Source organism: Sphingobacterium composti, assembly GCF_009829075.1.
In the GTDB taxonomy this organism is placed as follows: Bacteria; Bacteroidota; Bacteroidia; order Sphingobacteriales; family Sphingobacteriaceae; genus Sphingobacterium; species Sphingobacterium composti.
Genome location: NZ_WUQZ01000041.1, coordinates 1 through 12,249, shown reverse-complemented (window position 1 = coordinate 12,249; position 12,249 = coordinate 1). Strand labels below are relative to the sequence as shown.

General features: G+C 35.4%; 11 protein-coding genes. 6 read left to right on the top strand and 5 right to left on the bottom strand.

Annotated elements, in window-relative coordinates; all coding sequences use genetic code 11:
• Nucleotides 1–286, top strand: a 286-nt coding sequence (locus GOQ17_RS15740) for a transposase (RefSeq protein WP_159638965.1), incomplete at its 5' end; no start/stop codon positions are given.
• 518 nt (nucleotides 287–804) lie between these two features.
• Here GOQ17_RS15740 and purN read toward each other — a convergent pair.
• From purN to GOQ17_RS15715, 5 genes are all read right to left on the bottom strand, one after another.
• A complete protein-coding gene (purN, locus tag GOQ17_RS15735) occupies nucleotides 805–1,380 on the bottom strand; it encodes a phosphoribosylglycinamide formyltransferase (protein WP_159638963.1) in 576 nt (191 codons plus the stop codon).
• Between the two features lie 79 nt (nucleotides 1,381–1,459).
• Nucleotides 1,460–2,893, bottom strand: coding sequence for a serine hydrolase domain-containing protein (locus tag GOQ17_RS15730; RefSeq protein WP_159638961.1), 1,434 nt, complete (start codon nucleotides 2,891–2,893; stop codon nucleotides 1,460–1,462).
• Nucleotides 2,894–2,917: 24 nt separating this feature from the next.
• The gene (locus tag GOQ17_RS15725; protein ID WP_159638959.1) at nucleotides 2,918–3,655 is read right to left on the bottom strand and encodes a LytR/AlgR family response regulator transcription factor; all 738 of its coding nucleotides are present in this window, start codon (nucleotides 3,653–3,655) and stop codon (nucleotides 2,918–2,920) included.
• Entirely contained in the window at nucleotides 3,648–4,499 is an 852-nt protein-coding gene (locus tag GOQ17_RS15720) for a sensor histidine kinase (protein WP_236537178.1), read from the bottom strand. Before GOQ17_RS15720 ends, GOQ17_RS15725 begins: the two co-directional genes overlap by 8 nt.
• Before the next feature lie 200 nt (nucleotides 4,500–4,699).
• The gene (locus tag GOQ17_RS15715; RefSeq protein ID WP_236537177.1) at nucleotides 4,700–5,563 is read right to left on the bottom strand and encodes a LiaF transmembrane domain-containing protein; all 864 of its coding nucleotides are present in this window, start codon (nucleotides 5,561–5,563) and stop codon (nucleotides 4,700–4,702) included.
• A 247-nt stretch (nucleotides 5,564–5,810) separates the two neighbouring features.
• Here GOQ17_RS15715 and GOQ17_RS15710 point away from each other — a divergent pair, with 247 nt between their 5' ends.
• From GOQ17_RS15710 to rseP, 5 genes are all read left to right on the top strand, one after another.
• Nucleotides 5,811–6,149 carry a DUF3276 family protein gene (locus GOQ17_RS15710; RefSeq protein ID WP_159638955.1) on the top strand — a complete coding sequence of 113 codons (339 nt, stop codon included), beginning with the start codon at nucleotides 5,811–5,813 and terminating at the stop codon, nucleotides 6,147–6,149.
• A 123-nt stretch (nucleotides 6,150–6,272) separates the two neighbouring features.
• Nucleotides 6,273–8,420, top strand: coding sequence for a S9 family peptidase (locus GOQ17_RS15705; protein WP_159638953.1), 2,148 nt, complete (start codon nucleotides 6,273–6,275; stop codon nucleotides 8,418–8,420).
• A gap of 155 nt (nucleotides 8,421–8,575) precedes the next feature.
• Entirely contained in the window at nucleotides 8,576–9,367 is a 792-nt protein-coding gene (locus GOQ17_RS15700) for a hypothetical protein (RefSeq protein ID WP_159638951.1), read from the top strand.
• A gap of 14 nt (nucleotides 9,368–9,381) precedes the next feature.
• Nucleotides 9,382–10,545, top strand: coding sequence for a 1-deoxy-D-xylulose-5-phosphate reductoisomerase (locus tag GOQ17_RS15695; protein ID WP_159638949.1), 1,164 nt, complete (start codon nucleotides 9,382–9,384; stop codon nucleotides 10,543–10,545).
• A gap of 17 nt (nucleotides 10,546–10,562) precedes the next feature.
• Nucleotides 10,563–11,873: an RIP metalloprotease RseP gene (gene rseP, locus GOQ17_RS15690; protein ID WP_159638947.1), complete on the top strand. Its 1,311-nt coding sequence runs from the start codon at nucleotides 10,563–10,565 to the stop codon at nucleotides 11,871–11,873.
• The last annotated feature ends 376 nt before the right edge of the window (nucleotides 11,874–12,249 follow it).

Genomic DNA, 12,249 nt, shown 5'->3' with positions numbered 1-12,249 from the left:
GGTATATGTTGGCGTGATCCCTTTTGAGCACACCTCAGGCTCCAGTATTAAGGGACCAAAGCGGGTAAGCCATATCGCTCACAAAGAACTAAAGAATGAGCTCAATCAAGCAGCTAAAGCGGCTATGCCCCACGACTCGGAACTCAACGCATATGCAGAAAGGAAGCTTAAAGATAAAGCCTACCCACTGGTATTGAACAATGTAAAGTTCAAGTTGATTTTACGGATGTTCGCCCTAGTAAAACGAGGAGTAATGTATGTGGATAATTATAGAAAAGCTGCCTAAAAAAACTTTTTTTGAATTAAATTTGGATATATGAGAAACCTAGAATACGTTAATTATGTCTTCTATGTCAAAAGTATTTTTTGTCTTCACCGCCAGACAGGCTCTTTCTTTTTTTATAAAAAGAAACAAAAAATCATCGCTGTACCGTATCGGCACAACGGCTCTCTTTTCCTGCTATTGCCGATCCGCTAAAGCGATATTTAAGTGATTGTAAGGATTGAATGTGTACTGAAAATATTTTATTAGCATTAGCCAAATGAAACGGCCTATGATGTTTTGGCGTTAAGAAATCAGCGAAGTGAAAGGATTCAAAATAAAAATAATGTAATACCCCTACAATTTATCAAAAAGGTCGCCTGAGAATATTTCGCGAAATTGCAAGAAGGAAGAGACATCCTTGCGAAATATTCTAGCGACAAGGTTTTGCATACTTTTTACGATAAAAAAGTATGAGCCTCTCGCGGCTTGAGCGAGACAAAAGAAGTTAAAAAAAATCGCACCTAAAAAGTGCGATTTTTCTAATTATATTTTTTTAAAAGATTCTCTACGACTTTTGGGTAGTGAAGATGTTCTAATTGTTGACCTTTGAATTTAATTGTTTCCAAGGTGTCGTCTTTTTCAACTTTGAAACGACCTTGATATATTACTTCGCCTTCGTCAAAGTTTTCATTGACAAAGTGAATGGTTATGCCATGCTCTTCATCACCAGCCTCTAATACAGCTTTGTGTACACGGTCGCCGTACATACCTTTGCCGCCATGCTTTGGCAATAGGGCAGGATGGATGTTGATGATTTTGTTTGGGTAAGCTTTCAATAAGTTCTCTGGAACTAACCATAAAAATCCTGCTAATACAACCAAATCAATATCTAAACGTTTTAATATATCGACTACATTATCAGTTTGATAAAATTCATGTCTATCAAAAATGTGTGATGGAATTTCAAAATTGTCGGCTCTTTGTAATACGTAAGCGTCAGGATTGTTGCTAAGTACCAAAGAAACTTCAGCATCGTCAGCATATTTAAAATGCTCCATGATTTTTTGTGCATTTGAACCTGACCCCGAAGCAAAAATAGCAATGCGTTTTTTCACGTTGTTATTAGTTAATATTTGCTCAAATATAAGCATTCTGTGTATCATTTGATGGAATGCTTATATTTATTGAATGTCATTATTTACTATTGGCAATCTTACTTAAGATTTTTGCACTAATATCATCTACAGAAATGGCAGAATTTGATAGCACGATGATAGCAGATTTTTTGTCAGGAACCAATCCAATAAACGATGAACTACCGCCCGTTCCACCATTATGCCAATACTGAAGGACATCATCGACCATATTCATATGCCATGCCAAACCTATATCTGTATTTGGTGGAAGATAAAAGGTAAACTGTCTAGTCTGCGCCATTGCATTTTCTAGTGTTGTTTCAGGCAACTTGAATTGATATTGCACGAAGCGTAATAAATCGTGAACAGTGGATTTCAAAGCGCCTGATGCAGCCATAGCTTGCCAGTCCCATAAAGGCGTTTCTTGCCTTTGTGCATTATATACTTTGGTGATTTTTTGCGTTTTCGGATTGGCTTTTTCTACTGTATTCGGTAGTTTCAATGTATCCGAAATAATTTCTTTGATATTCTCGCTATAGGATTTATTGGTAATAATCGCAATCAATTCGCCCAATAATCCATAACCAAGATTGCTATATTCAAAATTTTCTCCAGGCTCATTTTCACTTTGTATATTTTTCAAAAAGTGAAACATTTCCTTTCTCGAATACGTAGCATAAGGATTCTTTGCGTTGTATTTTGGTGCTTTATCCAAATTTTCAGGTAATCGTGGTAATCCTGAAGTATGATTAGCTAAATGTTTGAAAGTGATTTTTTGCAAATATGGATTTTGTGCTAAGGTGTCTGGTAAATATTTCGTGATACTATCGTCCAATGAAATTGTTCCTTTTTCGACAAGGTCGGCTAATAGCGTAGCTGTAAATACTTTTGAAATGGAACCAATCTCGTACAAGGTATTTCCGTCAGGAATCGATAATTTATCATATGCATCAGTCTGACCATAATAGAAAGTGTTGATTTTTCCTTTATTGATAACTCCAATTGCCAAAGATTTAGTGTTTGGATTAGCTAAGTACGCATTAGCTATCGAATCTATGTAAAAATCTAAAGGGTTTTGTTTATTTACATTTGAAGGAACTGCTTCTGTACGTGCGGTAGCAATATGTCCTTGTTGTAATAAGAAGTAGTAAAAATTATAGTTGGAGTCAACACCCAAATACAACGAACTTTTTGTGCCTCCTAGGGAAAAATTGTAACCCGCAATGTTATTTGAAAATGAGGCAGGCTGAACGGCGGTTATCTTTCCATAATTGGAAAGGTCGCGCATCATGCTATTGAATCCTTGCTGAGTAATTTGTTTTTTGAAATCTTCTGAAGCTAGATTATAGATTGAATCAGGTTGATTCGTGTTGATAAAATATTCTATTCTGTTAAATACAGTTCTGTTCAGACGCTCGACTGGAGATTGAGCAATTGCCAAAGAACTTATAAGAATTAGATTGCAAACAAATAGTAGTGCTTTTCGTGTCATGTTGCAAAATTAACAAACAATTGGTTATAAGCCAATTGTTTGTTTTAATCTCGCATATCCTGATTTACTGATATTTACTTTGTCGCCATTGATTAAAATACCTTTATAGCTTTCTTTTTCCATCGGCTCAATCTTCGCCAATTGGTCTACTTTGATGATAAATGAGCGGTGTACACGAACAAATTGTTTAGGGTCCAGTTGTTTTTCAAAAGAAGACATAGTTTTGTTTTTCAGAAACATGCCATCTTTTGTATAAATCTTAACATAATCATCATAAGCCTCTAAAAAGATGATTTGTTGTACCGGAATAAGCTTGATTTGGGTGCCGTTTTTCACCACAATACGCTCTAAAGTTTCTTCTTCCAAATCTTCTTTCAAAGCTTTGACACCTTGCTGTTGTTGTTTTGTAGCGTGTAGTGAGCGAAACTTTTCTATTGCCTTTTCGAATCTATCTTGCGAAATAGGTTTCAATAAATAATCCACCGCATTCTTTTCAAAAGCTTTCAATGCATATTCTTCAAATGCAGTTGTAAAAATGATATGAGGCATTTCATCCAAAATTTCCAACATCTCAAAACCAGTTAATTTTGGCATTTGGATATCCAAAAATACGATGTCTGGCTTGTATTGTTGGATAGCTTTAGCTCCTTGGAAACCGTCCCCACATTCGGCTACGATTTCAAAATCATTTTCCTTTTGAAGATATTCATGTATAATCATACGAGCCAAAGGCTCATCATCTATAATTATTGCTTTAATCATGTTGTGGTATTTTTATGATGGCGGTGAATTGATTTTCTGTTTTTCGAATTTGTAATAAATCGGTGCGGCTATAAATTAAAAACAAACGTCTTTGAATACTAGAAAGTCCAAATCCGGTTCCTTTTTTATTGTAAAATTGATCAGTATCGTATGGATTGGTTATTTCAATGCTCAGCATATTATGCTCTAATGTAATGTGGGTATTTATGTCTACATCACCAATAATATTGTACAAACCGTGTTTTATAGCATTCTCCATTAGTGGCTGTATAATCATACTAGGTACTTTACTATTTAAAACCTCTTCTTGGTATTGAAAATTGGTTTGTAATCTATGCCCAAATCTTACTTTTTCAATTTCTAAATACAATTCCAAATGCTTGATCTCGTCAGCCAAAGGAATTAATTGTTTGTCATCCTTACGCATTGTTCCTCTCAAAAAGTCTGATAGCTGAAAAGTCATTTTTTTCGCTAGATCAGGTTTTACGCCTATCAAAGCAATGATGGAGTTTAAACTATTGAACAGGAAGTGTGGCTGCAATTGTTGTCTCAAATTATATAACTCTGCATCCCGAACCAAGCGTTCCGATTCCAATTTTCGTCGATCATTTTCAATAGCTTCTTCTTGTACATTCCAAAATATATTAATGATCATAATACAAGAAAGTACTAAAAAGTTGATGATAAACTTATAAGGTAATTTGTGGTAATAATGAATTAGGGATGGATTGTCAAAGAATTGGTAAATACAAAAGATGGAAATTCCCAAACTCATAACCGTCAATGTCAAGCAAAAGGCAATAATTTTGAAATATTGCTTTTTGGTTGGATTATAAAATTTCATCGAACTAAAGACCAAGTAACAGCAAAGCGCCATGGTTAATGCGCTAATCATTGGTTCGACAAAAGAGACTTTAATAGGTTTGAATTCCCACCATAGGAGGAAATAAGAAACAGCAAAGTATAAAACAAAGATAATCCAAACACTGAAGTGGATTAAAGCTGTTTTAGAGTTTAATTTAAAGGTAGATGTAAACATTTACTTTAGCTATTTTTTATAGTTACGGTTCCAAATAATGATGTTCCTGTAAGGAATAATTTTTTAGACTCATCATATGGATGATTGATAATTATTCTTCGATCATCTACATCCCCAAATATGGAAGAGATCGAAGGTGAAACCACCCAATGTGCCGGGACTATTATTTTTGTACTTCCAAATAATTGAAAAGTATCAATTACGACTGGTTGCGATAGATCCGCTTGCAATAAGTTGATTACCGAAGAACCAAAAATATTTGTAATCGTGCCTCCTAAGAAATTTTTAGATAAAATAATTTTATTGGAATTACCAAAAATGGCATCCACCTTTAAATAGTTTTCGGCATACTGGAACTGATTATAAGTTCCAGCATGCCCTGTATTTTGGTGTGAAGAATTTTGAGTATTTCCTCCAGTGTCATCAGTCAAATCTACTACACGACGATCCCAATCAAACTCGTCCGTGGGATGTGGAGGAGGCGTGTTATCAGGTGGAGTTGGAATTGTTGGAGCCTTTCTATTTCTGTTGATGATGTAGATACCAATTACAATAGCGATTGCAGGCAAAAGCACTTGAAAAGGATTGAAGTTGTCAAAAATCTTACGCAATAGAAATATGCCTCCGATTGTAAGTAATATAAATGATGATTTTTTCTCAAATTTTGAATTAATACCTATGACAAGTCCGATAATAATCAAAATCATAGGAAAGCTAAACAGCCAACTAGGAAATAAAAATCCCAAGTCCAAGTTGTTTAATAAAAGAAAAACCCCGAAAAGTATAATAATCGCTCCCACAGTAGTGGATGACTTATTATTGCTTGGAGGCATTTGTGGATTTTGATTTGTATGTGTTGACTTTTCCATTACTCTATATTTAATAGCTCAAAAGTAAATACCTGACTGCGATAATTGTACTGTAATTAGGTATTTGTAGTAGCTTACTCGGTAAAGTATCTGATTTTATCGGTAAAAATACATTCTAAAAAATGATTTCAAATCTTTATTAATAAAAAATAATTATTTTTTGCAAAAAATTTGGTTCTTTGACAAGATATATTATATATTTATGACATTAAAATATAGGATTTAAACTTAAATACTTACTAGACTAATGGGAGATTTTGAAAACAAAGAACGTGAAGAAGTATTTTCAAAAAAGGTGAGAGCTGGAAAACGTACTTATTTTTTTGATGTAAAAGCAACACGATCGAATGATTATTATGTGACTATTACAGAGAGCAAAAAACGTTTTGAAGATGGTCAGTTTATCAAGCATAAAATTTTCTTATACAAAGAAGATTTTGAAAAGTTCGCAGAGGGATTAACAGAGGTGGTGGAGTATATCAAATCTAACCAAGATGTCGTAGAGAAAAGATACGAGCCTAGTCAAGAAGAATCTGCTTATGAAAATAGCGGTGAGTATATAGCGAAAGATAATTTTTCTTTTTAATACTAAACCCTAACAAGATATTCGAGCCACTCTATTTAGTGGCTTTTTTAATTTAAAGTTGTTACAAGAAATATGCGTTTATTGTACACGAATCATTTATTTTCGTGATTTTATGAAATTAATATGATAAAACATTGGACTAAATTTGCAGTAGTGGGGTTTTTATTTGTAGGGTCGCATTCTGTTGCACAACAAAGACTAACTTTTGACGAAGCATGGGGTAGAGTAAGTACTATTACAAAGCCTATTAATGGTTTCACAGGTTGGGCTGATAATGACCATTATTTGGAATACAATAGGGAAGAAAATCGCACTTATAAGGTAAATGTCGGTAATGGACATCGTGAAATATATGTGCCTACCGAAAGAAAGAGCACAAAAGTAGTTGCGAAGAACAATGATATTTACATTCAATTCGCTAGTGGTGAAGAGAAGAATTTGACAAATTCTCCCGATGTTCCTGAGCAAAATCCAACATTATCTCCAGATGGCAATTATGTGGCATTTACACGTGAAAGTAATTTGTTTAGTATAGCAGTGAGTAATGGAAAGGAAACGCAATATACGAATGACGGTACTGATGTAATTTATAATGGTTGGTCGTCATGGGTATACTACGAAGAAATCCTAGGTCGAGCTACGAATTATAAAGCTTTTTGGTGGTCACCAGATAGTAAGCAGATCGCATTTATGCGTTTTGATGATACTAAAGTTCCGATGTTTCCAATTTATGGATCAAAAGGCCAAAATGGTTATCTGGAACAAACACGTTATCCTAAAGCGGGACAAAGCAATCCAGAAGTGAAAGTTGGTTTTGTGAAAGTGGAGGAGAAGAATGTGGTTTGGGCTGACTTTAATCCAAAGGATGACCAATATTTCGGCGAACCCTATTGGAGCTACGACAGCAAATCCATTATGGTGCAATGGATGAACCGTGATCAAACGAATTTGAAATTTTATACGTTAAATCCAACTTCAGGAAGTAAAAATGAAATTTATAACGAAGAGCAGCCGACTTGGATCAATCTTGATCATGATGAGCGTATCACCTATTTGGCGGACAACAAACATTATATTCTGAAATCTGACAAAACTGGGTGGGCACATTACTATCTGTATACGTTGGATGGAAAATTGGTTAATGCGATTACATCTGGAGATTGGCAAGTGTCAAAATTGCAATTAATAGATGAAAAGTCTAAAGTAATTTACTTCACAGCTCGTAAAGAAAATTCTGCGACTTCGGATTTATATCGTGTGGATTATTCTGGAAAAAATTTGAAACGTCTAACTTTTGGAGATTATACGCATCAAGTGTCAGTTTCGCCAAATGGTAAGTATTTTATAACAACTTATTCGAACGTAACTACACCACCGAAAGTCTCTTTGGTAGATAATAAGGGTAAAGTGTTGAAAGGATTGGCAGATGCTAAATCTTCTGATTTTGATAAATATAAAATTGGAAAGACAGAATATTTAACGGTGAAATCTGATGATGGTAAATTTGACTTACCTGTAATTATTACATATCCTGTTGACTTCGATGAATCTAAACAATATCCCGTGGTTATGAGTATCTATGGTGGTCCAGATGCGGGATCCGTACGTAATACGTGGAAAAATACATCTACTAGTCCTTATGGTGGTATGTCACAGCATTGGGCTAATGAGGGAATCATTCAGATAGAATGTGACCATAGAGCCTCAGGACATTATGGTAAACAAGGGGTAGCATGGATGCATCGTAATCTGGGGAATTGGGAATTGGTGGATTATATCACTATTGCGAAGTGGTTGAAAGCGAAACCATTTGTAAAAAAGGATAAACTATTAATTACCGGTCATAGTTATGGTGGCTATATGACATGTTTGGCTTTGACCAAAGGTTCGGATTACTTTGACTATGGTATTGCAGGAGCACCAGTGACAAGCTGGGAATTGTATGATACACATTATACCGAACGTTGGATGGATACACCTCAGGACAATCCAGAAGGGTATAAAAATGGTTCTATCCTAACTTACGTAGATAAATACAAAGGCGGTTTGCGTATATTACATGGCGATATGGACGATAATGTGCATATGCAAAATACTATTCAATTGGTCGATGCTTTGACAGATCGAGATGTCCCTTTTGAATTTATGATCTATCCAGGAAGTAGACACGGGTGGAGTCGTTCAAAAATAAGATATGATTTTAAAGAGCGTGTACGTTTTTATTATCAAAATCTATTAGAAAGGCCAGTTCCAGAGGATTTTAATAAATAACAAATAGAGAAAGCTTCGTGAAAACGAGGCTTTTTTTATGTCACAGAATCACATGTTAATAACTTGGGTTGACGTTGATAAAAAATCTGTCAAACGAAAGATTTTAATTGTTGTAATCCAAAAAATATATCATCTTTGCAGTATTATTAATCAACATGTTAGAATTTTTAAAAGAAAGTACTTTTCGTGCTAATGATGTGTTTTTTCGAGCTTTATCAATTTTGAGAAAACACTATATTTCAGTTGCCGGGTTGTGTTTTTTACTGTTTGTCACTAACAATTTATCTACTTACTTAGCCGTATACCTGAATGAATTAACAGGTAGTGGCATTCGGTTTTTGTTGCTGTTGGTTTTTGTAATTTTATTTTTTGGTCTTCAACTTGTATTGATCAAAAGAGCTATTCTTTTGGCAAATAATATAGAAAAAACCTCCCTTAATAATTATATTCCTTCAACAAAGCAGTTTGTGCACTTTATTTTAGGATTACTGAGTTATTCACTTATTACTGGTGTCGCTTATTTAGCATGTGCTATTATATTTATGCCATTACTGTATATGGGAGTTCCTATGGATCGTATAGCATATGAAATTAATCCCTTGATTACTGGATTGATAATGATGTTTGTGCTTATTCGAATTTCGTTTTTTCCTTTTTTCATTTTGGAGAATAATTTCAATTTTGTACGATCAATCAAATTAAGTATAGCATTTACGCGTGGAAATACGACCAATTTACTTATCTTAATGGCTTTATTAGCTTCTACATATTTAGGGCAATTGTTTTTCGAGTATATGGATTATAGTATTTTCGCCAAAATAATGAGCGCCGTAAATACGTTTGTAATTATTCCTTCTGTAAGTTTGGTGCTTGCTGTAGCTTATGTGGGTATGATCAAAGAGTACAAAGGGAGTGATGATCCCGAGTTGTTGAAAAACATAATTTAGATTAAGGGGAAGTTTTGGAGAAAAAGAATATAGCCATATTAGGTTCTACAGGAAGTATAGGCACGCAGGCTTTAGATGTTGCGCGAGAATTCCCTGATAAATTTGAAATTTCGGTCCTTACAGCAAGTAATAATGCTGATGAACTAATCCGACAAGCTTTAGAATTCAATCCAAAAATTGTTGTTATCGTTTCGGAGGTTGGTTATACTAAAACCAAAGAAGCTTTAGTAAACACATCTATAAAAGTATTGACGGGTGAGGAAGGATTAATTGAAGCAGTTCAGCTGGATGAAATAGATGTGGTGTTGAATGCGATAGTTGGATCAGCTGGATTAAGACCTACGGTGAAGGCGATTCAATGTGGAAAGGATATTGCGTTAGCAAATAAGGAAACTCTGGTAGTCAGTGGTGAGTTGATCATGGATTTGGTGAAGCAACATAATGTAAAAATGTTGCCTGTAGATTCGGAACATTCGGCGATCTTTCAATGTTTGGTAGGAGAGCCTAGTCCAATAGAAAAGATTTATTTGACAGCCTCTGGAGGGCCTTTTAGAGGATGGACAAGAGAGCAGCTGACTTCGGTTGGCAAAGCACAAGCTTTGAAACATCCCAATTGGTCGATGGGAGCTAAGATTACGATTGACTCCGCTTCTTTGATGAATAAAGGACTAGAAGTAATCGAAGCTAAATGGTTGTTTGATTTGGAGTTAAACCAAATTGATGTAATCGTACATCCGCAATCAATTATACATTCTATTGTACAGTTTGAAGATGGTTCGATGAAGGCACAAATGGGTTTACCGGATATGAAGCTACCTATTCAATATGCGTTAACACATCCTGAGCGTTATCAAAATACATTCAAAAGATTTGATTTCATGGATTATGGAAATTTAACTTTTGAAAAGCCGGACTTATCAACATTTAGAAACTTGCAATTAGCTTACGATGCGTTAGCAGAGGGTGGAAATCGTTGCTGCGTATTGAATGCTGCGAACGAAATTGCTGTTGCAGCTTTTTTGGAAGATAAAGTGTCATTTTTGGGGATGTCGGATATACTTGAGGAGACATTATGTCATATAAAAAATACGAATAACTTGAGTTTGGATGATTATATTGCGTACGACACGGAAAGCAGAATCGTGGCACGAGATTTAATCAATAAAAGTAAAATATAAAAATTAGAAAGAGTTAAATGGGAACATTGGTAATGGTAGGTCAGGTTATACTGGCTTTATCTATTTTAATAATACTACACGAATTAGGACACTTCTTAGCAGCAAGAGCATTTGGCATCAAGGTGGAGAAGTTTTATTTATTTTTTGATGCTTGGGGTGTAAAGTTATTCAAATTCAAATATAAAGATTGTGAGTACGGTATCGGTTGGTTGCCATTAGGCGGTTATGTAAAAATCGCAGGTATGGTAGACGAATCTATGGATACAGAGCAACTAAAAGAAGAACCCAAACCGTGGGAGTTCCGATCAAAACCAGCTTGGCAACGACTTATCGTTATGCTTGGTGGTATTATTGTGAATGTTGTAGTGGGGATTTTGGTGTTCTGGATGCTAGTTTTCAAATATGGAGACTCAGATTTCGATAATACTAAACTTTGGGGAGTAAAACCTGGTATTATAGGTGAAAAAATCGGTCTTGTCGAAGGTGATAAGATACTCGCGGTAAATGGTAATCCAGCTAATTTATTCATGAAGGATTTGATGACTTCAGAGGTGTTGATGGGTGATGCGGTATTGAAAGTAGAACGTCAGGGCAAAATATTAGATATTACGCTGCCAGCTACCATGTTGAATGATGTTGCAGACCACAAGAAAAATGAGTTTATAACTCCAATTTTTAAAATTGTTCCTGTGGGATCTGTTGAGGAAGGTACGCGTGCGGAGAAAATGGGCTTACAAAAAGGGGATAATATCTTAGCGATTAATGGTTTAAAAGTAGAACGCTTAGACATTTTTCAAGAAGAAGTTGCTAAAAGTAGAGGAAAGGATATAAAACTTGACATCTTACGTGGTAATGATTCATTACAATTGGTAGCGGCAGCAGATACATCGGGTGTTTTAGGCTTCCGATTCTCTGACTTACCTACAGTGACACGTAATTATTCTTTTGCAGAATCATTGCCAATTGGTGTTAACAAGGCTTTTTCTGTTATTACCGATAATATTAAAGGTTTTGGAAAGATTTTCAAAGGTGAGGTAAGAGCTGACAAAGCGCTTTCGGGACCTGTAGGTATAGCGAAGATGTTTGGTGATGAAGTGGATTGGTTGCGTTTTTGGAACCTTGTTGGTATGTTGTCTATGGCATTAGCCTTTATGAACTTATTGCCAATTCCAGCCTTGGATGGTGGTCATGTCGTGTTCTTGTTGATTGAGATGATTCAAGGAAAACCATTAAGTGATAAGTTCTTAGAAACAGCGCAAATGATTGGTTTCTTTATATTAATCGCGCTAATGTTGTTTACCTTTGGAAATGACATTATAAAGTGGTAATATAGATATGACTATATAGAGAAAGCCGAGACATCAACTGTTTCGGCTTTCTTGTTGTGCGCCCGGCATGGGCGATAACTCTAGGGTGCAAGTCCCGAACACGCCATTACAGTTGGAAGTGTTAGCCGAAGGCAAGGGTGTCAACCGTGAGGTGGAATCTGAAGGAAGCCTCAGGCAAATTCTCGGTCTGACGGACAGAAACTACATATAAGGCCTACGATGCTGGATGAGGTTGCAACACAAACTAAAGTCGAATCCTTAGGGGATTATCTTAGAGAGCATAAGGAGAAACTTTTAACATCCATCAAGCAGGGGAATTATTCTCCTTGTGCAGTAAGACGTGTCGAAATTCCTAAAGACAATGGGTCAACGCGAA